20 protein-coding genes are annotated in these 21,879 nt (G+C 68.3%); 8 read left to right on the top strand and 12 right to left on the bottom strand.

Annotated features, from left to right (window positions below; translation table 11 throughout):
- Nucleotides 1-40: 40 nt before the first annotated feature.
- Nucleotides 41-1,282 (top strand): MFS transporter, encoded by a 1,242-nt coding sequence (locus BN3906_RS07015; protein WP_261796900.1) that lies wholly within the window; start codon nucleotides 41-43, stop codon nucleotides 1,280-1,282.
- A 32-nt stretch (nucleotides 1,283-1,314) separates the two neighbouring features.
- On the opposite strand, the gene BN3906_RS07010 is transcribed toward BN3906_RS07015, so the two are convergent.
- Entirely contained in the window at nucleotides 1,315-1,878 is a 564-nt protein-coding gene (locus tag BN3906_RS07010) for a DUF4395 domain-containing protein (protein WP_078057461.1), read from the bottom strand.
- A 105-nt stretch (nucleotides 1,879-1,983) separates the two neighbouring features.
- Between BN3906_RS07010 and BN3906_RS07005 the strand changes: the two genes are divergently transcribed.
- From BN3906_RS07005 to BN3906_RS06990, 4 genes are all read left to right on the top strand, one after another.
- The gene (locus BN3906_RS07005; RefSeq protein WP_066589424.1) at nucleotides 1,984-2,778 is read left to right on the top strand and encodes a class I SAM-dependent methyltransferase; all 795 of its coding nucleotides are present in this window, start codon (nucleotides 1,984-1,986) and stop codon (nucleotides 2,776-2,778) included.
- Between the two features lie 253 nt (nucleotides 2,779-3,031).
- Nucleotides 3,032-4,267, top strand: coding sequence for an acetyl-CoA C-acetyltransferase (locus tag BN3906_RS07000; RefSeq protein WP_066586493.1), 1,236 nt, complete (start codon nucleotides 3,032-3,034; stop codon nucleotides 4,265-4,267).
- A gap of 10 nt (nucleotides 4,268-4,277) precedes the next feature.
- Nucleotides 4,278-6,569: a 3-hydroxyacyl-CoA dehydrogenase NAD-binding domain-containing protein gene (locus BN3906_RS06995; RefSeq protein ID WP_066586491.1), complete on the top strand. Its 2,292-nt coding sequence runs from the start codon at nucleotides 4,278-4,280 to the stop codon at nucleotides 6,567-6,569.
- Between the two features lie 125 nt (nucleotides 6,570-6,694).
- Complete coding sequence (locus BN3906_RS06990; RefSeq protein ID WP_066586487.1) at nucleotides 6,695-7,357, top strand: DedA family protein; 663 nt, start codon at nucleotides 6,695-6,697, stop codon at nucleotides 7,355-7,357.
- 10 nt (nucleotides 7,358-7,367) lie between these two features.
- On the opposite strand, the gene BN3906_RS06985 is transcribed toward BN3906_RS06990, so the two are convergent.
- The 7 genes from BN3906_RS06985 to aztB form a co-directional block, all read right to left on the bottom strand.
- A complete protein-coding gene (locus BN3906_RS06985; RefSeq protein WP_066589423.1) occupies nucleotides 7,368-8,195 on the bottom strand; it encodes an NAD(P)-binding domain-containing protein in 828 nt (275 codons plus the stop codon).
- Entirely contained in the window at nucleotides 8,192-8,983 is a 792-nt protein-coding gene (locus tag BN3906_RS06980; protein WP_078057253.1) for a TetR/AcrR family transcriptional regulator, read from the bottom strand. The genes BN3906_RS06985 and BN3906_RS06980 overlap by 4 nt, the downstream gene beginning before the upstream one ends.
- An 84-nt stretch (nucleotides 8,984-9,067) precedes the next feature.
- On the bottom strand, nucleotides 9,068-9,856 hold the full coding sequence (gene budA, locus BN3906_RS06975; protein ID WP_066586484.1) for an acetolactate decarboxylase: 789 nt from the start codon (nucleotides 9,854-9,856) through the stop codon (nucleotides 9,068-9,070).
- A 141-nt stretch (nucleotides 9,857-9,997) separates the two neighbouring features.
- The gene (gene aztD, locus BN3906_RS06970; RefSeq protein WP_066586481.1) at nucleotides 9,998-11,308 is read right to left on the bottom strand and encodes a zinc metallochaperone AztD; all 1,311 of its coding nucleotides are present in this window, start codon (nucleotides 11,306-11,308) and stop codon (nucleotides 9,998-10,000) included.
- Nucleotides 11,309-11,376: 68 nt separating this feature from the next.
- Nucleotides 11,377-12,303, bottom strand: coding sequence for a zinc ABC transporter substrate-binding protein AztC (gene aztC / locus BN3906_RS06965; RefSeq protein WP_222705272.1), 927 nt, complete (start codon nucleotides 12,301-12,303; stop codon nucleotides 11,377-11,379).
- Between the two features lie 69 nt (nucleotides 12,304-12,372).
- Nucleotides 12,373-13,632: a WD40 repeat domain-containing protein gene (locus BN3906_RS06960; RefSeq protein ID WP_066586476.1), complete on the bottom strand. Its 1,260-nt coding sequence runs from the start codon at nucleotides 13,630-13,632 to the stop codon at nucleotides 12,373-12,375.
- An 11-nt stretch (nucleotides 13,633-13,643) separates the two neighbouring features.
- The gene (gene aztB / locus BN3906_RS06955) at nucleotides 13,644-14,492 is read right to left on the bottom strand and encodes a zinc ABC transporter permease AztB (protein ID WP_066586468.1); all 849 of its coding nucleotides are present in this window, start codon (nucleotides 14,490-14,492) and stop codon (nucleotides 13,644-13,646) included.
- Between the two features lie 29 nt (nucleotides 14,493-14,521).
- Here aztB and aztA point away from each other — a divergent pair, with 29 nt between their 5' ends.
- Together aztA and BN3906_RS06945 are read left to right on the top strand one after the other, a co-directional pair.
- The gene (gene aztA, locus BN3906_RS06950; RefSeq protein ID WP_066586465.1) at nucleotides 14,522-15,163 is read left to right on the top strand and encodes a zinc ABC transporter ATP-binding protein AztA; all 642 of its coding nucleotides are present in this window, start codon (nucleotides 14,522-14,524) and stop codon (nucleotides 15,161-15,163) included.
- Entirely contained in the window at nucleotides 15,160-16,251 is a 1,092-nt protein-coding gene (locus BN3906_RS06945; protein WP_066586463.1) for a CobW family GTP-binding protein, read from the top strand. Before aztA ends, BN3906_RS06945 begins: the two co-directional genes overlap by 4 nt.
- 44 nt (nucleotides 16,252-16,295) lie before the next feature.
- Here the strand turns inward: BN3906_RS06945 and BN3906_RS06940 are convergent, their stop codons facing one another.
- The 4 genes from BN3906_RS06940 to BN3906_RS06925 form a co-directional block, all read right to left on the bottom strand.
- Nucleotides 16,296-17,417, bottom strand: a complete 1,122-nt coding sequence (locus BN3906_RS06940; protein WP_147592861.1) for a YbbN family protein — start codon at nucleotides 17,415-17,417, stop codon at nucleotides 16,296-16,298.
- A gap of 24 nt (nucleotides 17,418-17,441) precedes the next feature.
- A complete protein-coding gene (locus BN3906_RS06935; RefSeq protein ID WP_066586458.1) occupies nucleotides 17,442-19,283 on the bottom strand; it encodes a phosphoenolpyruvate carboxykinase (GTP) in 1,842 nt (613 codons plus the stop codon).
- A gap of 78 nt (nucleotides 19,284-19,361) precedes the next feature.
- Entirely contained in the window at nucleotides 19,362-19,841 is a 480-nt protein-coding gene (locus tag BN3906_RS06930) for a DUF6802 family protein (RefSeq protein WP_261796896.1), read from the bottom strand.
- A complete protein-coding gene (locus tag BN3906_RS06925) occupies nucleotides 19,838-20,980 on the bottom strand; it encodes a hypothetical protein (RefSeq protein ID WP_261796895.1) in 1,143 nt (380 codons plus the stop codon). The genes BN3906_RS06930 and BN3906_RS06925 overlap by 4 nt, the downstream gene beginning before the upstream one ends.
- Before the next feature lie 74 nt (nucleotides 20,981-21,054).
- Between BN3906_RS06925 and trmB the strand changes: the two genes are divergently transcribed.
- Complete coding sequence (trmB, locus tag BN3906_RS06920; RefSeq protein WP_390620332.1) at nucleotides 21,055-21,855, top strand: tRNA (guanosine(46)-N7)-methyltransferase TrmB; 801 nt, start codon at nucleotides 21,055-21,057, stop codon at nucleotides 21,853-21,855.
- Nucleotides 21,856-21,879: the final 24 nt, after the last annotated feature.

Below are 21,879 nucleotides of genomic sequence, written 5' to 3'. Positions count from 1 at the left end.
GCCCGGCACACCGGCCGGGCCCCAGTGTGAAAGAAGAACCGTGAGCTCCCCCTCCACCGTCGGCGTCACCGACGTGACAACCCCGACCGGCACCGCCACCGACCGGCTGCCCTACGGCGTCATGGCTGTCTGCGGCACCGCCATCGCCTTCGACGGCTATGACATCGTCGTCTACGGCACCACCCTGTCGAAACTCCGCGAAGAATGGGGACTGTCCTCGGGAACCGCCGGCCTCGTCGGATCCTCGGCCCTGGTCGGCATGTTCGTCGGCGCCATCCTCGTCGGCACCTTCGCCGCCCGGTGGGGCCGCCGCAGAGCCTTCCTCGGCTGCGTCACCTGGTTCAGCGTGCTGATGATCCTCTGCGCCGCCGCCCCCGGCCCCGAGGTGTTCGCCGTCGTGCGGTTCCTCGCCGGCATCGGTCTCGGCGGGGTGATGCCCCTGGCGGCCGCACTGACCACCGAATTCTCCCCGGTCCGTCGACGTGCCGTCGCCTACGTCATCATGCAGTCCGGCTACCCGGTCGGCGGCGTCGCGGCTGCGCTGCTGGCCAAATGGGTCGTGCCCGCATTCTCCTGGCACTGGATGTACCTCATCGCCGCCCTCCCGCTGGTGACCGTCCTCCCCGCGGCACGCCGATGGCTGCCGGAGTCACAGGAGGTTCCCGCCGGCACACCCGCAGAACACCGACGCCACGCTGCCCGCGACGGCCTGCGGATCATCTTCTCCCCCACATTCCGCGCCACCACCGTACTGTTCTGGGCGATGAGCTTCTGCTCACTCCTGTTCGTCTACGGCGCGAACACCTGGCTGCCCACCCTCATGCAGGACGCCGGGCGCGGATTCTCCAGTTCGCTGAACTTCCTCCTCTGCTTCAACCTCGGCGCAATCGTCGGCGGAGTCGCAGCCGGAGTGGCCGCCGACAGGTGGGGATCGAAGATCGTGGTCACGGCGTCCTTCCTCGTCGGAGCCGCCGCCGTGCTCTGCTTCGCGGGAGCGGACTCCACGGCACTGCTGCTCACCCTCGCCGCCTTCGCCGGCTACGGGGCGGTCGCCACCCAGACCCTCATCAACGGGTGGGTGACCCGCTCCTACCCCGCCACAGCCCGGACCACCGGCGTTGGCTGGTCCCTGGGTATCGGACGGATCGGCGGCATCGTCGGTCCGTCGGTGACCGGGGCGATCGTCTCCGCCACCGGCGGAGGAACCGCAGCGTTCCTGCTCTTCGCGGCAGTAGGGGTCATCGGTGCACTCCTCGCCGCGGCAGTGAACCAGCGGCAGTAGCCGCAGTCACCGCAGTCACCGCGGGCTGACAGTCACCGGACTGCGCAGTCCGCCCGGACATCCGCCCCAATCACCCCACGGTCCTGCAGCCAGGCGAAGATCCGGCACCCCAGGCAGAGTCCGACGAAGCCCTCCAGAGACGCCGCCACCACCAGCAACAGCAGCACCACATCCGCCGCGACATCCCAACCCACCGCACGCAGAATCAACGACCCCCCGGAAAAAACCACCCCGATCCCCTGCGCGAAACGCTTCGGAGGCCCCGCCGTCATCACCGGCCCACCGAACACCGCACCCGCCAACCAACGCACCGACAACTGGCCGAACGGGTCAAACCGGGGACCGGCGAGCACACGCAGCACAAAACCCGCGAAAAGCAGGACATTGAGGACCAGCGCCACAGTGGCGAAACCGGTCCGCGAAAACACGAGGACCACCACAGACAGAGCGACGACCAGCATCGCCGTCGTCCGGGCCGCACGGTCGTTGACCACGGGAGGGAACCACCACAGCGTCCGGATACCCCGCGGCGGGTGCGAATCCTGCGCGGACAACGGAGGAATGACCGGACTGCCAGAAATACCGGGAGTGCTCATGGTCGCCGCAGCGTACACCTGCCCCGCTGTCCTGACCAGGTTTCCATTCACCACTTCCCGGTGACCGTGTCAGAACCGCCTTCCGCGGTGTGCGACCATGTCGACATGCACGGGAACACCCTCCCCACCCTCCGCCGCCGCGCGACACTGCGCCGCTCACTCGGCCTCCTCGCCGACTTCCGGTACGAGCAGGCCGATCCCGACCGTTTCTACGGGCACCTCGCCGCGGACACGGTCGGCGTCCTCTCCGCCGTGTGGGCTGACGCCGGAGACACCGGTTCCCTGGCCGGTACGCGGATCCTCGACGTCGGCGGCGGCCCCGGTTACTTCGCCCGCGCCTTCGCCTCCGCAGGTGTGGACAACTACGTGACCTGCGAGCCGGACGCCGGCGAGATGTCCGCCGCGGGAATCCGGGTCTCGGCGTCCGTCCGGGGTTCCGGCATGGACCTGCCGTTCGCGGACGCCGCGTTCGACCTCACCTACTCCTCCAATGTCGCCGAGCACGTCCCCGACCCGTGGCGCATGGCGGACGAGATGCTGCGCGTCACGAGGCCCGGCGGGCTCATGGTCTTCTCCTACACCTGCTGGCTGGGCCCGTTCGGCGGTCACGAGACCGGACTGTGGCAGCACTACATCGGCGGGGAGTTCGCCGCCCGGCGCTACGAACGGCGGCACGGGCATGCGCCGAAGAACCGGTGGGGTGAGTCCTTGTTCGAGGTCTCCTGCGCCGACGGGCTGCGGTACGCGGAGGCCGTCACCGGCACCGACCACCCGTACCCCGCCGAGCCCGTGGCGGCCTTCCCCCGGTACCACCCGTCGTGGGCGTGGTGGATGACAGAGGTGCCCGGACTGCGCGAGGTGGGTGTCTCGAACCTGGTGCTCGTCCTGCGCAGGCGGTAGCGTCCCGCAGCCACCTCCGAATATAGGTTCACCAGACAAAACCGCAGGCAGGGGGCTTAAAAGAAACCACCCCCGAGACACGGAAACCGCACCCTCGCCCACCCGGCAGCGACTATAGTGATCGGCGACACATGTTGCACCCGTATGTTGTCCCTGTGACGCACACCGCCACCTGACCGACCGGGCGGAACCTGGTCCGGCAGGGCCGGCAGAACCGCACACCGGGACGACGACACTTCACGTGAGGACCACTATGACCGACGCAACCGCTCCGGGAATCCCCGAAGCCTTCATCTACGAGGCCGTCCGCACACCGCGCGGCAAGGGGAAGCCGGGCGGCTCCCTGCACACCGTCAAACCCGTCGACCTCCTCTCCGGCCTCATCACGGAGATCCTCGACCGCAACCCCGACCTCGACCCGGCCGCCGTAGCTGACGTCATCGCCGGCGTCGTCACCCCCCTCGGTGACCAGGGCATGGACATCGCCCGCACCGCGGCACTCAACGCAGGCCTGCCGTACACCGCCACCGGTGTCCAGCTCAACCGCTACTGCGCCTCCGGCCTCACCGCCCTGAACTTCGGCGCGATGAAGATCCGCTCCGGTTTCGACGACCTCGTCCTCGCCGGCGGTGTCGAATCAATGTCACGCGTGCCCATGGGCTCGGACGGTGGCGCCCTGGCAATGGACCCGACCACCTCCTTCCACAACGACTTCATCCCCCAGGGAATCTCCGCGGACCTCATCGCCACCCTCGACGGGGTCTCCCGCGAGGAACTCGACGCCTACGCCTCGCGCTCCCACGCCCGCGCCACCACAGCCTGGGACGAAGGACGCTTCGACGGTTCCGTCGTCCCCGTCAGGGACGCCAACGGCCTGACCCTCCTCGACCGTGACGAGACCATCCGCCCCGGCACCACACCCGAGAAACTCGCCGGACTCCGCCCCGCCTTCGCCACAGTCGGCGACCAGGGCGGTTTCGACGCCGTCGCCCTGACCAAGTACCCCCAGGTCGAGAAAATCAACCACGTCCACCACGGCGGCAACTCCTCCGGCATCGTCGACGGGGCGTCCCTCCTGCTCATCGGCAACGAAACCGCCGGAAAACGCTACGGTCTGACCCCCCGCGCCCGCATCGTCACCGCGGCCACGACCGGCGTCGAACCGACGATCATGCTCACCGCCCCGGCCCCGGCGGCACGCGCCGCCCTCGCCAAGGCAGGACTCACCGCAGAAGACATCGACGTCTGGGAGATCAACGAGGCCTTCTCCTCCGTCGTCCTGCGCGCCCAGCGTGAACTCGACATCCCCGACGAGAAACTGAACATCAACGGTGGCGCGATCGCCATGGGCCACCCCCTGGGCGCCACCGGTGGAATCATCACCGGCACCGCAGTCGACGAACTGCACCGCTCAGGCGGACGATACGCCCTCGTCACCCTCTGCGTCGCCGCCGGCATGGGCGTCGCCACCATCATCGAGCGAGTCTAAGGAGACCACAATGAGCGAGAACATCTTCGGTTGGGAAGCCGACCCCGACGGTGTGGTCACCCTGACCATCGACGACCCCTCCGCACCCGTCAACACCATGAACGACGCCTTCCGCGCCTCCCTCACGGAGACCGTGGAGAAACTGAAGTCCGGTGTCGACGCCGGTGAGATCAGGGGCGTCATCGTCACCTCCGCGAAGAAGACCTTCTTCGCCGGCGGCGACATCAAGGCCATGATCACCACCACTCCCGCGGACGCTGAAGCGACCCGGGAAATGTGCGACGGTATGAAGGCCGACTTCCGCACCCTGGAAACCCTCGGCGTCCCTGTCGTCGCCGCCGTCAACGGCACCGCCCTCGGCGGCGGCCTCGAACTCGCCCTCGCGACCCACCACCGCATCGCCTCCGACGCCCGCGGACTGAAGGTCGGCCTCCCCGAGGTCACCCTCGGACTGCTGCCCGGCGGTGGCGGAGTCACCCGTGTCACCCGGATGCTCGGCCTGGCCACCGCACTGACCCGCGTCCTCACCACCGGGAAGCAGTTCAACGCCGCCGACGCCCTCGAACTCGGCCTCATCGACGAGATCGTCCCCGCCGACCGCCTCATCGACGCCGCCCGCGCCTGGATCGCCGACAACCCGGAAGCGTCCCAGCCCTGGGACCGGAAGGGATACCGCATCCCCGGCGGAACCCCGTCCACCCCGGCTCTCGCAGCGATGCTGCCCAGCTTCCCCGCCAACGTCACCAAGCAGGTCAAGGGCGCCCCCATGCCCGCCCCCCGTGCGATCCTCGCCGCAGCCGTGGAAGGCGCGCAGCTCAAGCGTATCGAGGACGCCACCGCCGTGGAGACCCGCTACTTCGTCGAGCTGGTCACCGGACCGACCTCCACGAACATGATGCAGGCCTTCTTCTTCGACCTCAACCACTGCAACGGCGGCGGTTCCCGCCCGGTCCAGGCCGACGGCACCCCCTACCCGGCCACACAGTTCACCAGGGTCGGCGTCATCGGAGCCGGGATGATGGGCGCCGGGATCGCCTACGTCGCCGCGAGGTCCGGACTCGAGGTCGTCCTCAAGGACATCTCCGCCGAAAACGCCGCCAAGGGAAAGGCCTACTCGGAGAAACTGGAGGCGAAGGCCCTCGAACGGGGCCGGACCACCCCGGAGAAGTCCGCCGCACTGCTCGACCGCATCCACCCCACCGCCGACTACGCCGACCTCGCCGACGTCGACCTCGTCATCGAGGCCGTCTTCGAGAACACGGAGCTCAAGCACAAGGTCTTCGCCGAGATCGAGGCTGCCGTGCCCGACACCTGTGTCCTCGGATCGAACACCTCGACCCTTCCCATCACCGGCCTGGCCGAGGGCGTGGACCGCGACGGTGACTTCATCGGCCTCCACTTCTTCTCCCCGGTGGACAAGATGCCCCTGATCGAGATCATCTCCGGCGAGAAGACCTCCCCGGCGACCCTCGCCAAGGCCCTCGACTTCGCCCGCCAGATCCGCAAGACCCCCATCGTCGTCAACGACTCCCGGGGTTTCTACACGTCCCGGGTCATCTCCACCGTCCTCAACGAGGCGATGCGCATGCTCGTCGAAGGCGTGGACCCGGCCGTCATCGAAGCTGCGGGACGCCAGGCCGGCTACCCTGCCCCGCAGCTCCAGCTGCAGGACGAACTCAACCTCAAGCTCGCCCGCAAGATCGGCGCAGAGACGAAGGCCGCCAACGACGCCGCCGGCGTCACCACCGACGACGGTGGTGTCACCGCTCTCGTCGACGCCATGCTCGACGTCTTCGACCGGCCCGGGAAGCTGGAGGGGCGAGGCTTCTACAGCTACGACGACAACGGTCGGCGCACCGGCCTGTGGGAGGGCCTGCGCACCGAGCTGAGGGAGAAACTGGGCGTCACCCCCGTCACCGTCCCCGACGGTGAGGACGCCACCTCAGGGCACGGGCTGGATTCCACGGTCTCCGCCGGACAGGACGGACCCAGCCTCAACGACCTCATCGAACGCATGCTGTTCATCGAGGCACTGGAGACCCAGAAGTGTGTCGACGAGGGCGTGCTGACCTCCGACGCGGACGCCAACATCGGTTCACTGCTCGGCATCGGGTACCCGGCCTGGACCGGCGGCACCCGCCAGTTCATCACCAACTACGCCCGTCCCGCCGCGGCTCCCCTGCCTCAGGACGCCGGTGACGACTACCCGACCACGGGCACGGCAGGGTTCGTGGCCAGGGCCCGGGAACTCGCCGCCACCTACGGGGACCGGTTCGCCCCGGTGGAGTCCCTGCTGGGGTAAGGATCCGGCGGCTCCCCTGAGCTCGGCCCGGTGGCAGTCCGTCGTGACCCTCATTTACCATGGGGGGAACTTTCGTCCCTGCCCGCTCCCCGCCCGCTCCCCCGCTGCCCCGGAAAGGCCCCGTAGTGATCACCTCTGTCGTCGACTGGATCGTCTCCCTCATGGAGACGATCGGCGCCCCGGGCGTCGGACTGGCGATCCTCATCGAGACCGTCTTCCCGCCGATCCCCAGCGAGGTGGTCCTCCCCCTCTCCGGCTTCGCCTCGACCGAGGGGCACATGAGCGCCTGGGCCGCCTTCATCTGGGCGACCGCAGGCTCCCTGACGGGAGCGTGGCTGCTGTACTGGCTGGGCGCGGCCATCGGGGCGGACCGCCTGCGTGCGATCGCCGAGAGAATGTGGCTCACCGAGGGCCGTGACGTCGACCGTGCACTGCACTGGTTCGACCGTTTCGGGGACGCCGCGATCCTCATCGGCCGGGTCATCCCCGGCATCCGCAGTCTGATCTCCATCCCCGCGGGTGTCCACCGGATGAACCTGGTGAAGTTCACGGTCCTCACCCTCATCGGGTCCTCTGTCTGGAATGCGGTGCTGATCTGGCTGGGCGTCCTCCTCGGAGCGAACTACCACCGGGTCTCGGACACCATCGACAGCTTCTCCACCCTCATCTACGCCGTCTGTGCGCTGATCCTGGTCGGGTTCATCGTCTACCTCGTGTACCGGGACCGGAAGAGGAAGGCCGAGGCGATGGCCCGGGCCGCATCTGCCGGCCCCCGTCCGGAGGAGTGACGCCCGGCCGTCACCCCCGGTCGCTGCCTCTGACGCGGTCGTGGAGGGCGTCCAACTGGCTGAGCAGTGCGCCGGTGACGGTCTCGTCGAAGAAACCGGTGCGCAGCTGGAGATTGAGGCCACCCGGGGTCTCGAAACGGTCGATGAGCTCACTGACCTGCTTCGACGCGTCCTTCAGCCCGGGCTCGAGACCCGCCACCGACTGACGGACGAACATCTCCGAGGACGCCGGGTCCAGGCCGTTGGCCGCGGCCCAGTCGCACAGCACCGAGACATACTGCAGCACGGCGGTCTGGGCCCCGGTGATCACGGTGACCGCCGCCATCCTCTCCTCGTCGGGCACGGCCAGGTGACCGCCGAGGAGGTCGAACATCGCCACCACCCGAGGTTCGGCGGGAATCAGCGGGGTCACCCCCGCCCGTCGCGCCACCGGGGGCAGCGGCACCGACCTCACGATCTCCGGGCCGGGACCGGTGTGCCTGCGCAGCGTCGCGAGGTCCACCCCGGCCAGGGTGCTGACCACCAGCTGACCCGGACGGAAGGTGACACCCTCCAGAGCTTCGGCGAGCTGGTCGGGCTTCACCGAGACAATGACGGTGTCCGCACTGTCAGCGACCTGCGCATTGTCTGCGGCGACGGTGACCCGCGGGTCTCCGGCGGCCAGTCTGGCCGACCGTGCGGCACTGCGCGGGGACAGCACCACCGAATCCACGACGACACTGCCGGTGTCCGGCAGCAGCAGTCCGGTGACGAGTGCTTCGGCGATCTCACCGACTCCGATGACACCGATGACGCCTGTGCCCGCTGTGCTGTCAGGTCCGTGTGCTGTCGTGGTCATGCGGACTCCTGTCCGGTGGCGGGGTCGGCGGTCGGCCATTCCGAGGCTTCCTGGGTGATCATCCGGATGACACTGTTGGCGTGGAGCTTCAGCAGTTCCCCGATGGAGGGCGCGTCCTGCGAACGGTCGAGTTCATGGGAGATGATGAGGCCTTCCGCACCGGCGATGAGATAGGTGATCACCGCGGTACGGCGGTGGGCCGGCACGTCAGGGAAGTGGGTCCGCCCGATCTTCTCGAACCGTTCGGCCAGATTGCCCCGCATCTGCAGGTACATGCGCCGCGGCCGGGGATTGTCCGACCTCTTCTGCAGGGCCAGCGGCAGTCCGATGTGAAGGAACTGGGGGTGGTTCTGCAGGGCGTCGACGAGCCTGTCGGCGATGGCGACCAGCTCCGGGAGGATGCTGCCGTCCGAGTCGATGTCCCAGGACCGGTTCCAGGCCTCGAAACTGTCCTCGATGACGGTGGCCATGAGATCGTCCTTGTCCCTGAAATGCCAGTAGATGGAACTGGCGGGCAGGCCGCACCGTCGGGATATCTCGGCGATGGAGGTGCCGTCGTATCCGCGTTCCACGGCGATCTCGGAGGCCGCCCGGAGGATCTTCCGGCGGGAGCGTTCCCCGTCTGCACGGCGGGTCCGGGCCTTCCTGGGCCGCTGTGGCGACGGTTCCCCCTGTGCCACTTCCCTCTGTGCCGCCTCCCCCTGTGCCACGTCCACGGGCCCCACCCCCGCCAGCACGTCTCCGGGCGCGGTCTGTTCTGGCACGGTGTGCTCTGCTGCTCCGCTCATGGGGATCATCCTAGTTGTGCATGACCCCGCCCCGCCCCGGCGCGGGAGCGGCAGACCCCGCGCCCCGGCCGTGCACCGGGCAGGTCAGTTCCCCGGTGCCTGGTCGGGTGACTGGTCGGGTGCCTGGTCGGGTTCCGACGCACCACCTTTGACCTCGGTGGCGTGGATCTGAGCGTCCAGGTCCTCCGGATCCAGGTTCGCATTCGAGAATGCCGAGGTCAGGGGTAGACGGAGATTGAGGTCCGTGCCGGGGCAGAGTTCGATCCTGCCTTCGACGAGGGTGAAGTCGAGGACATGCCCGCCGGAGGTACGGTCATCGTCGATGAAGTGGACGTGGCAGCCGGGGACGGAGATGTTCTTCTCGTAGATCGGCGTCCGGAAACCTGCGATGATCCCGGAGACATCGGTGAAATGCTGTTCGGCGTCATCACCGACGGCCTCGGTCATCGGAGGGTACGGCTTGTTCTGCCTGACCACGGTACGGGTCGTCACATCCGAGAATGTCCCGGTGATGCGCACGGCGTACATGTAGTTCGCTGAGGGGGTCATCTCGTCGATGAAGGCGGAGAGCTCACTGCGCCGGATGTTCTGCGGGGCCGTCCGACTGATGCGGGGCACGAAGTTCGTGCACACCGAGTAGGGGGAGCGCTGCTCCAGGTCCGCTCGGGTGGCGGTGCCGTCATGGCGCAGCTGGTAGCAGACACCGTCGATGATGACCATCTCCCCGTCGAGCGCATCGAAGGTGCCGAGGCCGAAGTTGCCCTTGCCGAGCAGCTCTCCGACGGTCATTTCACCGTCGTAGATGCCGTCGAGCAGTGCGGACATGAGGGAGTTCTGAAAGATCGTGTGCCGGGTTACGGGACTGTCGTTCATGGGTCCAGCGTAGACGCCGGACCGGCGCTTCTCCTGTCAGAGTGCCCGGGGACACAGCCGGCGCATCGGCACTACCGGGCACCAGCCGGCGCTACCGGGCGCTAACAGGGACCAACAGGGACAGCAGGCACGGTCGGGCGTCTAGCCGGTCACACCGGTGAGCTCGTTGGGGACCTGCGGAAGTTCGGCACTGCGGAGAATCTTCCCGGTGGACAGGTCCACGACGTGCAGTTCCTTCGTGGCCGGCTCACTGACGTAGGCACGGTCACCCTGCACGAACAGGGTCGGACGCGGCTCCTGCCACTCCAGCGGCTCCTCCCACTGCCCGACAACGGGCCATGCGGCGGTCTCTTCGCCGGTGGCAGGGTCAAGGACGTGGAGCTTTCCGTCGGTGCCGAGCACGAGTGCCTCACCGGCGGGGCCACGGCCCAGGGACCGGAAGCTGTAGGAGGTGTGGATGTCGACGACCCTGGTGGTGTTCGCCACCGTGTCGGTGAGGGTTATGCGGGTGGGGCGCTCGAGCTCGGCGTCCTCGTCGACCTTGTAGTCACCCAGCACGACGGTGGACTCCTCCGAGCCTGCCTGGTTGCCGGTGCGGGCGTAGTCCTCCGTGGCCTGGATCTTGGTGAACTTCCCGTCCTTGTAGACCAGGAGCCCGTCCTCGCAGCCGAAGGCGGCGGCCTCCCCCTTCGCCGCTGCCTCACCGTGGACGCCGGGGCAGTCGCTGCTCGAAGCGATCTCCCTGTCGTCGGCGTCGAGCGCGACAACGGTGTCGCGTTCCTCTTCGGTGCCTTCGGTGTGGACCAGGGTGCCGTCCGCCAGTTCGATGGCGACACCGTGGTGCGGACTGTCAGCGGTCTTCACGGTCGGTTCCGGGGCACCGGAGTCCCCGGAGATGTCGCGGAAGTCCTCGGAGTTGAAGATCTGGATCCTGCCGTCACCGTCGCTGAACAGGATGAGCTTGCCGTCGTGACGGACGACATGGCCAGGCTTGTCCGCCGGGTAGACTTTGTCGGTCAGCTCCGGGTCGGTGGCGTAGCTGTGGGTGTGGTCACCGTGGGGTTCGGTCCAGACGCCCGCGTCGAGGAGCTGGAATCCCGCCGACGTGGAGACCATCACATGACGGCCGTCCCCGACCGGGTTGACGCGGTTGAAGCCGTCGATCTTCTCGTCGGAGATCACCTCGAGGGTTCCGGCGTCGAGGGTGAGGATGCCTCCGTCGTAGGTGGTGACGAGGCGGGGGCTGGGAGCCTCGATCTCCTCAGCGTCGGAGGCACCGTGGTCGTGTCCAGCGGCGGATTCGGAGCCGGCTTCAGAAGCAGGTGAGGACGCCGTGGCGGAGATCTGGCCGGCGTCATCGCCGTCGCTTCCGCAGCTGGCCAGGAGCAGGGCGGCGGTGAGCGCGGCGGGCACGGCCACGGAGTAGCGGCGGTGACGGGTGGAAAGGTTCATGGGGTTGTCCCTCCTCGGGAACGGTCGGTGAAGAGTCAGTGAAAGGGGAGAATGCGGGTGGTGCACGGTCAGCCGGGCGTGAGGGCCCCGGCGATGCGTTCGGCGTTGATGCGTTGCATGTCGATGTAGTTCCCGGCCTCGCCGTCCGGTTCGGTGAGGGACTCCGAGAACAACGCGACAACCTCGACATGCACCCCGGCCTCGTCGGCGAGGACGTCGGCGAGCCGCCGGGGCTGTGAGGAGTCCGCGAAAATCGCGGGCACGCCACTGTCCCGGATGACCTGCGACAGGTCCCTCAGATCCGCCGCCGACGGGGCGGCCAGTGTGGAACCGCCGGGGATGATCGCGCCGATGACCTGGTATCCGAACCTGTCGGCGAGGTAGCCGAAGACGTGGTGGTTGGTCACCAGTTTCCGACGGTCCACGGGGACGGACCCGAGTTTCTCGGCGACCTGCCGGTCGAGGTCCCTGAGCCGGCTGCGGTAGTCCGCGGCGGCGTCACGGATTTTCGCGGCGTCCTCGTCGTCGAGGCCGTCGGTCAGGCGGTCCTCGATGATCTCCGTGGCGGTGACCATCCGGGCCGGATCGGTCCAGAAGTGGGGGTCCTTCATCCCGGATCCGGTGGTCGCTCCGGTGGTCGCGTAGTCGAGCGGGTCGATCTCCTCTCCGACGCTGAGCACGTCCACTCCCCGTTCGCGGGCACTGTCGAGGACGGACTGGAGTCCCTCCTCCAGACCGAGACCGTTGGCGACGACCAGGTCCGCCTGTTCGACGTCCCCGGCCTCCTTCGCGGAGATGCCGAAGGAGTGCGGGTCGGCGTTCGGCTTCATCAGCACCTTCACGTCGGCGGTGTCGCCGACGAGGCCGGTGACCACGTCGCCGAGGATATTGGTGGTGACGACGATGTCCGGGCGTTCATCCTGGCCACCACAGGCCGACACGACAGCTGTGACGGACGCTGCGACGACCACCGTGGCAAGAAGACGTCGCATCATCTACCTCCGACCACGGCGATCGCGGACGGGTGGCCCCCGAGCCCGAAGGAGCGGGTCTCCCGCAGCCCGTCACGGACGTCGAATTCGGTGACCTTGCCCACCTCCGGGTCGGAGACGTAACCGCGCTCGGAACTCAGGGCGAGGGCCGGGGCAGCGTCCCCGTCGCCGGTGTCGCCGTCGCCGGTGGCAGCGGCGGGCGCGGCGGGTTTCTTCCGAGCGGTGGGTGTCGCCGTCGCCGGTGGCAGCGGCGGGCGCGACGAGTTTCTTCTGAGCGGTGACCTCGCCGGTGGCCGGGTCGACGGCGTATCCGGTGCCGTCCTCGTCGAGGGCGAAGACCACCTTGTTGTCGGGCGACACGGCGACGGAAGTCACCGGGGCGTCCGTGGCGGCGGTGGTCCACGAGCCTTCCTCCGGGTCGAGCAGGCCGAGCCCTCCGTCCTCGAACGCGGCTGCGACGAGGGACCGTCCGGAGGTGAGGGACCATGCCCGGCCCTGCGCCCCACCGGGGTAGGCGATGAGCCGGCCGGTGAGTGCGCCGTCCCCGCCGTCTGTGATGACGAGGACGCCGTCCGCGCAGGCGAACAGGGCGGCGTCATCTGTCCCCACCGCCCCGTGGATGTCCGGACACGAGGTCTCACCGGCGAGCCCTGTCTTCTTCCCGGACTCGTCGAAGGCCCCGAGGGTGTCCGGGAGTTCATCGGCGTCACCGGGGGCGAGGGTGCTGACCACGTGGTCGTCGAAGGGGACGGCCACGCCGTGGTGGGCGCCGACCTCGAACTCCGTGGCCGGGTCCGGCATGGTCCCTTCCCCGCTCTTTGCGGCGTCCTCCAGCGCGGATCGGTCGTAGGTCTCCACCTCACCGTTGCCGTCGGAGAACATGCTGACCCGGGACCCTGCGGACACCACATGGCCGGGCTTCTCCCCGGTGGCGGTGCCCACGACGGCCGGGTCGGAGCGGTAGTAGTGGAAATGGTCGCCGTGGTCGACCGTCCACACCCCGCTGTCGATGGCGGTGGTGCCGGCGTCGTCGGAGGTGAAGAGGTAGCGGTTGTCGGCACCGGTGAGCGACGGGGCGTCCATCCTGGTGACTGTGTCCCCGGTGAGCAGGTCAACGAGGGTGAGTGTGTCATCGCCGGACACCGCGAGCCGCAGTTGCGGCTCTTTCGCCTCCTCGGCCCCTTCGACGTACCCGTGCGGGGTGGCGGACGCCACGGTCCCGCCGCTGGTGGGGGACGCCACGGTCCCGTCGTCACCGTCTGTGCCGCAGGCTGCGGTGCTCAGTGCCAGCACCGGCGTGCAGAGCAGAACTGCCGCGTACTGTCGTCTCATCTCTCCCCTTACTAGAAACGATTGTCATTACGGATACGCGGGTGAACCTTACACATCACCGAGCGCCCTGCCAACACACAGAGGAAGATGAGCCCTCCGACGAGGGTGACCGTCGCCCCCGCAGCGGTCTCCGCATACCAGCTGACCAGCAGTCCCACATACACCTGCACCACCCCGAGCACCGACGCGACGACCATGATCCGGCCGATTCCGCGCACCAGCAGCACCGCCGTCGCCGGAGGACCGATGAGCAGACCGAAGACAAGCAGCGTGCCGACCACCCGGAAGGACACCACCGTCGCCAGGGCGACGAGCAGGAGCATGGCGGCGTGGGCCAGCTTCGGCCGCATCCCCAGGGTGTGCGCCGTACGCGGATCGAAGGTCAACGCCGTGAACGGCCGGTGCAGCACCAGACACGCCACCACCCCCGCTGCCGTGGCCGCCGCGATCACCGCCACATCCACGGCACCCACCCCGAGTACGTCCCCGAACAGGAAGGAGGTGAGATCGACCGCGAAGGAGCCGGAGTGGGACACGATCACCACCCCCAGTGAAAGCATCACGATGAACTGCAGGCCGATACTCACGTCCCGGGACAGTCCGGACACCCCGCTGACCACGACAACACCGAAGGACATGACCACGGCACTGACCGCGGCGCCGAGCATGAGGTTCGTCCCGAGGACGGACGCCACAGCCACCCCGGGCAGCATGCCGTGACTCATGGCGTCGCCGAAGAAGGCCAGACCACGCAGCACCACCCAGGTTCCGATGCACGCGCACAGCACGGCGGTCAGGCTGCCCGCGAGCAGCGCCCGGGACACGAAGGAGATCTGGAAAGGGTCGACGAGAGTTGCCATAACGTAATGATTATCATTACCGTTAGGTGATGCGCGAACCACTCCGCCTCACCGACGTCACCCACAGCTACGCCGGCGACCGCCGCACCACCCCCTCCCTCGACCATGTCACCGTCGACTTCCCCGCCGGATCAGTCACCGCACTCGTCGGCGCCAACGGCTCCGGAAAATCCACCCTCCTCGGCGTCCTCGCCGGAACACTGCACCCCTCCCACGGTCACATCACCGGACTGCCCGACGCAGTCGCCCTCGTCCCCCAGCACAGCGCAGCCCCCGAACTCTTCCCCGTGACCGTCCGCGACACCGTCGCCATGGGCAGATGGCGCGACCGGGGCCTGCTGCGCCCCCTCACCCGCCACGACCGTCACCTCGTCGACCTGGCGATGGAACGCACCGGCGTGACCGGGTTCGCCGGCCGCACCCTCGCCGACCTGTCCGGAGGCCAGCGGCAACGCACCCTCATCGCCCAGGGCCTCGCCCAACAGGCCCCGCTGCTCCTGCTCGACGAACCCCTCTCCGCCGTGGACGCCGCCACCGCCGAACTCGTCACCCGCGCCGTCGCCGAGGAGAAGGACGCCGGAACCACCGTCATCATCGCCACCCACGACCCCGTCCAGGCCGCCGGAGCAGACCGGGTCATCACCCTCGACCACGGAAGAGTCCCGGCATGAACCACCGCCCCACCCCCGTCACCGTCCTGTCCGGCTTCCTCGGATCAGGCAAGACCACCCTGCTCAACGCCGTCCTCGCCGACCGTGGCGGACGCCGCATAGCGGTCATCGTCAACGACTTCTCCGAAATCAACATCGACGCCGCCCTCATCGCCGGGGAAGGCCACCTCACCCGTGGCGAGGACCGTTTCGTCGAACTCACCGACGGCTGCATATGCTGCACCCTGCGCGAGGACCTCGTGGAATCGGTCGGCGGACTGGCCCTCAGCGGACGCTACGACCACATCCTCATCGAGTCCACCGGCATCTCCGAACCGATGCCGGTCGCCGCGACCTTCGGATGGCAGTGGGAGGACGGCACCCGGTTGTCCGACGTCGCCCCCATCGACACGATGGTCACACTGGTTGACGCCGTGCAGTTCCTCAACCAGATCGGCGAACACCTCCGTCTGGCGGACGCGGACCGGGGTGCGACCCCCGACGACGAACGCACCGTCGCCGATCTCCTCGTCGACCAGGTCGAGTTCGCCGACCGCATCTACGTCACCAAGGCCGACCTGGTCTCTGCAGACCGGCTCGCAGCGACCATGACACTGGTACGCCGGATGAACCCGCGGGCGGCAGTGGACATCATGGTCGAGGGCCTGAACCACGGTGCCAGCGTCGTCGACCAGATTCTCGGCGCCAGACTGTACAGCGAAGCCACTGCACGCACCTACGAGGGTTACACCGAGGAGCTGGAGAACCCCCACACGCCGGAAACCGAGGAGTACGGCATCAGTTCCGTGGTTTTCCGCGGGAAACGCCCGCTCGACCGGGGAAAACTGCTTGAGACCCTGCGTTCCACCACCGGTCTGGTTCGCTCCAAGGGATACTGCTGGATCGCCGACCGCCCCGAACTCGCCCAGGTGTGGCACCAGGCCGGACCCGACCTGTCGATCCGCCCCGCCGCCCGCTGGGAGTCCACCGGGCTCACCCCCGGCAATGAGGTGGTGCTCATCGGGGTGCGCTTCGACAGTGCCGCGCTACTGGAGAAACTGGAGGACGCCATGGTCCCCGACACCGGAGACTACCGGCTCGCCCGGTGACCCCGCCCCACCCCCCCAGAGACGGCACAGAGACGGACCCGGGCTCAGAAAACGGACGAGGCCAACCGCGTCCGGGCCCGCACCGTCGCCGGCGCGGCCTCGTCCAGGAGCAGGACGAGGTCAAGGAGACGGCTCCTGAGCCGCCCGAGCTCCACCGCCGACCACCCTGCCGACCGCCCCGAAGTTGAACCTGCCCCTGTGCCCGCCTCTGCCCCAGACAGTGACCCGGCCGGTGACCCGGTCAGTGATGCCGAAAGTAGATCGACCGCATCATCGGGTCTGTCGGCGAGGACGAGCACATCGGCTGCACGCAGCAGCGTGGACAGGTCACCGTGATCCGCCCTCCGGCTCCCCTGCCCCGGGCCCTGGCGCAGCTCCTGCTCTGCCACCGCCAGCGCGGTGAACACAGCGGCACGGTCAAGGTTCTTCGTCCTGACCAGCACACCCACCGCCGCCCGCGCCCGACTCAGGGTCCGTCTCTCATCCGGTCCGGGCCGGTCCTCCAGCATCCGGTCGTAGAGGTCGACCGCCGCCTCCGGCCTCCCCTCACCGACCAGATCGGCGGCCCGGCGCAGTCGTGGGTCCGGTTCATTGCCCGTGTCAGCACCACCGGCACCGTCCCCGGCCTGCGACTGGGACCCGACCACAGTGTCCTCCGGAAGCCCGGACAGGCGCGTCGCCACCGTGGAGACGGTGGCCTCCACCCAGTCCGGGCAGTCCACGCCACGGTCGCCCAGGGCGTCCTCCGGAGTCCAGGAGGCCACCCCTGTCCCCCCTGCGACAACAGTGACCGTGGGCAGGGACCGGGGACGGAAGGACGCCACGACACGGGGAAAACGGTCGGCGTCCACTGTGGCGAGAATCCAGCGCAGACGTGCCGGGGAAACCCTGCCCACCAGACTGCGGCGCAGGGCGGACATGCCGGGGTCCACCGGCGAACCGAGGAGGACCACGACCGGGACCTGCTCCGACCGGGCGATGACCTCGGTGGGCAGGGTGAACGGGGTGACGTCGATGACCGGCGAGACCGTGCGCGACGGCCGCCCCGCGACGGTACGGGGAGACCCGGTGCGCGCCACAGCATCATGCGCGACCGGGTCGACCAGTCCGGTGACGACGAGATCGCGGACCGGGTCAGGGCTGCAGGATTCGTGCGGATGCTCCACCTGCGCCACTGTAGGCTCCGGAGCTTAGACGCCGGCCTTCTCGTCGGCGACCGCGGCAGTGACGCGCTTCTTCAGCAACGCGAACTGCTCGTGGATCTCCTGCGGAACCTTGGGGCCGAGGAAGGTGAGGTACTCGTCGTTGTCCTCGATGTCGTTGGACCACTGTGCGGGAGGAGCGGTGAGAGCCTCACGGATATCCTCCTCCGGCTCGGTGACACCGTCGAGGTACAGGTCCTCGTAGCGGGCGGTGTGGCCCACGACGGTCTCCTCGGCACCGACACGACCCTCGATACGGTCGACGATCCACTTCAGCACGCGGGAGTTCTCGCCGAATCCCGGCCACAGGAACCGGCCGTCCTCACCACGACGGAACCAGTTGACCAGGAACACGGCCGGCATCTTGTCCCCGCCACGCTTGCCCATGTCGATCCAGTGCTGCAGGTACTCGCCGGCGTTGTAGCCGATGAAGGGCAGCATCGCCATCGGATCGTGGCGCAGGGAACCGACCGTGGCCTCGGCGGCGGCGGCAGTCTGCCCGGACGCGAGCAGGGCACCGACCATCGTGGCGTGGTCCCAGTCGTAGGTCTCGGTGACCAGCGGAACCGTGTCGGCACGACGTCCTCCGAAGAGAATGGCGTCAACCTTGACACCCTTCCAGTCGTTGAACTCGGGGGCGGCGGTCGGGCACTGCGCGATCGGCACGCAGTACCGGGAGTTCGGGTGCGCGGCCTTCTCGGAGGACTCCGGGGTCCAGTCCTCACCCTTCCAGTCGATGAGGTGGGACGGGGCGTCACCCATCCCCTCCCACCAGACGTCACCGTCGTCGGTGAGCGCCACATTGGTGAACAGGGTGTTGCCGGCGTCCATGGTCTCCATGGCGATGGGGTTGGACTGCCTGCTGGTTCCCGGCGCGACACCGAAGAAACCGTTCTCCGGGTTCACGGCGTAGAGGTGACCGTCCTCCCCGAACTTCATCCAGGCAATGTCGTCACCGACGACCTCCGCCTTCCACCCGGGGATGGTGGGGGTGATCATCGCGAGGTTGGTCTTGCCGCAGGCGGACGGGAACGCACCGAGGATGTGGTACGCCTTACCCTCCGGGCTGATCAGCTTGAGGATGAGCATGTGCTCTGCCAGCCAGCCCTCTTCCCTGGCCATGACCGAGGCGATACGCAGCGCGTAGCACTTCTTGGCGAGGATGGCGTTTCCGCCGTAGCCCGAACCGTAGGACCAGATCTCCTTGGTCTCCGGGAACTGGGTGATGTACTTGGTGTCGTTGCACGGCCAGGGGACGTCCTCCTCACCCGGCTCCAGCGGGGCGCCGACGGAGTGCAGGCAGTGGACGAAGTCCCCGTCAGGGCCGATCTTGTCGAGCGCGGCCTGACCCATCCTGGTCATGATGCCCATCGACAGGACAACGTAGGCGGAGTCCGTCAGCTGCACGCCGAGCTTCGGCTCCGGATCGTTGATGGGGCCCATGCAGAACGGCACGACGTACATGGTGCGGCCCTTCATCGCACCGGAGAAGTGCTCCCGCATCTCCGCCTTCATCGCCTCCGGCGGGGCCCAGTTGTTCGTGGGGCCCGCGCCTTCCTCGTCCTCCGAGCAGATGAAGGTGCGGGACTCGACCCTGGCCACATCGGCAGGGTTGGACCGCGCGAGGAAACTGTTCGGCCGCTTCTCCTCGTTCAGCTTGACGAGCGTGCCCGCGTCCACCAGCTCCTGAGAAAGCCGGTCCCGCTCCTCCTCGGAGCCGTCCACGAACACCACCCGGTCAGGTTGGAAGAGCGCCACCGAGTCGGTGATCCACTGCAGCAGTTCCTCGTTGGTGGTGGGTGCCTGTCCGACGAGCCCGGGGATGGTCATGAATTCTCCTGACAAGGGTGGTGAAATCGAGAGTTGTCGCGCACTGTGCCGGGACTACCCGACACTGACCCTCCCACCCTAACCCCATCCCCCCCGATCCACACACTCCCATCCGCCTACCGTCCAGTTATGTGTGGAACCTGTGGGGGTGACGGGGGGTGTACCGGGGGAGGACGCCTCACCCGACGGTTCCCCGGTGCACCTCTGCCAGGACGACCAGGACCCGTCGAACCCCACGACTGACAGCCGGTCCACCAGGCCGTCACCGTCCGTGTCGGCGCAGACCACCAGTCCCAGGTCACCGGTGAGGGTCACCGCCTCCTCGAGCGCGCCTTCCCCGAGATCGTGGGACGGCGGAAGCCCGTAACGTACCCCGTCGATGTCCAGCACGAGGTTGCCTCCGCCGCTGTCCCCGTCCACGGGCACGAGACCGTCGAACACGCCTGCTCCACCGCCGGTCCCGTCACCGCTGGTCCCGTCGTCGAACATGTCCGGCAGACCGTCCGTGGCATCCCCCGTGAAGTCCCCCGTGAAGTCCCCGTTGAAGAACCCGTTCACCGCAGTCCACCCCCGCTCAGTTCCAGGACCAGTGCTTCGGCTGCCCGGGGCGTCCTCAACCTGCTGACAACCTCAGCCACCACCACACCCCACCGTCTCCGCAGACGTGTACGCGTCCGTGCCCGTCGCCGCGCCCGGCGCTCCGCGGTGACCGTCCGCCACCTCAGCACCGCCAGCACCAGGGCCACCACCACCCCGGCGACCGGCGGCACCACCGAGCCCTGTCTCTTACACCCATCTAGATGGTAATACGCGGACGCCACCAGCACCAGAAGCATCCGGTTGTGGTCCCCGCCAGGTTCCTCTCCGCCGTACGGGTCACGGGAACCACCGTCACCGACGTCACCGGGTCCCTCGCCGACACCGTCACCGCCTGCGCCGGAGTACGCACTCTCGTCCCCGCGCACCCGGGGCCACTCCACCCCCTGTTCCAGGACGGTGCAGCGCAACCGTGCCAGGAAGAGCTCTCCGAGCGCGTCCGCGCCGACCGGGTCGGCCGGATCGGGACCCCCGGACGAGGGGTCGAGCAGGTCTGAGATGATCCTCTCCGCGGACAGTCTCACCGCCACCTTCACCCGCTCCTCCCGGTCCACGTCAGCCCGGCGCGCGTCACGGAGCCAGCGGGGGACATCGACCCACAGGGAACTGACGGTCTCCGCCAGTTCATCGAGCGCCACAGGATCCGAGACACCGTCCCGGCCGGGTCTGGCGGGTCCGCCGGGTCCGTCGGGTCCGTCCACCTGCCCGGGCCGGGACCGACCCCACCGTACCACCGTCACCCCCGGACCGTTGCAGCACGGCCGGGAACTGCCCGTGTACAGGACACATCCACCGGTGGCGTCCCTGACCGCCCGCACCACCGCGGCGTCCCGCTCCGCACCGGTGCCTCCGTCCCCACCGGTCACCGCAACCACCCCGTCAGCGATGTCCGGGCCCGCACCGACCACGAACTGTCGGTGCGGCACCCGTCGTCGCAGCTCCTCCGCCACCGTCTCAGCCTGCGCACGGTCCGGCCCGATCACCGAGACCACCGTCCGGCCCGTCCCCCCACGACGCCTGTCCGCCGCCCCGGCACGTCCACCGGCACCGGTCTGAACACCCCCGGGAGTTCCCGCTTCCCTCGCCTGCACTGCACTCACTGTGCTGTCCCCCCTTGACTGTCACCGCGCCGGCGCTGTTTCACCGGCGCGCCTGTTCTGCCACAATGGCATGGATGTCTACTACCGATACTTCCCCGGAATCCCCTGATTCCCCTCACCGGTCCCACCGCGGGCGACCGTTGCAGACCGAGTTTAACGACGGTCGCGACTATCCGCGACTGGGCAGCTTCAGTTTCCGCCGCGGAACCCTCACCGACAACCAGGAAGCCACCTGGCAGAAGTACTGGCCCACCCTGGGACGGGAACTCGGGGACGACCCGGACACCGCCGACAACCAGGTCATCGACCTGGACGCCTGGTTCGGCAGGACCGGTCACGGGACCATCGTGGAGATCGGCTCGGGCACAGGAACCTCCACCGCGGCCATGGCCCCCTCGGAGTCCGACCGCAACATCGTGGCCGTGGAGATCTACCGGCCCGGACTCGCGAAACTGCTGGGGGCTGTCGTCCGTGGCGGAATCACCAACGTCCGCATGGTCAAAGGTGACGGTGTCGAGGTCCTGACCCGCATGTTCGCCCCGGGAACCCTCGACGGTGTGCGTATCTTCTTCCCCGACCCCTGGCCCAAGGCACGCCACCACAAACGACGGATCATCCAGTCCGGCACCCTGCACCTCATCGCCTCCCGCCTCAGGCCGGGAGGGATCCTGCACGTCGCCACCGACCACGCGGACTACGCCGAATGGATCGACGACCTGGTCGACGTCGAAGACGACCTCGAGTACCTCGGTTGGCCGGAGGACCGGGACGAGACCGTCCCGGTCCTGACCGACCGCAAGGTGATCACGAAGTTCGAGGGCAAGGGGCTGGACCGGGCCCACGTCATCCGCGAGTACCTGTGGCGCAGGAAGTGAGGGTGGTGACAGTCACGCAGGTCA

Origin of the sequence: Corynebacterium provencense (genome assembly GCA_900049755.1) — a bacterium.
Taxonomy (GTDB): domain Bacteria; phylum Actinomycetota; class Actinomycetes; order Mycobacteriales; family Mycobacteriaceae; genus Corynebacterium; species Corynebacterium neomassiliense.
Note: the sequence above shows the minus strand (reverse complement) of the source record. Positions and strands in the feature narration are given on the sequence as shown.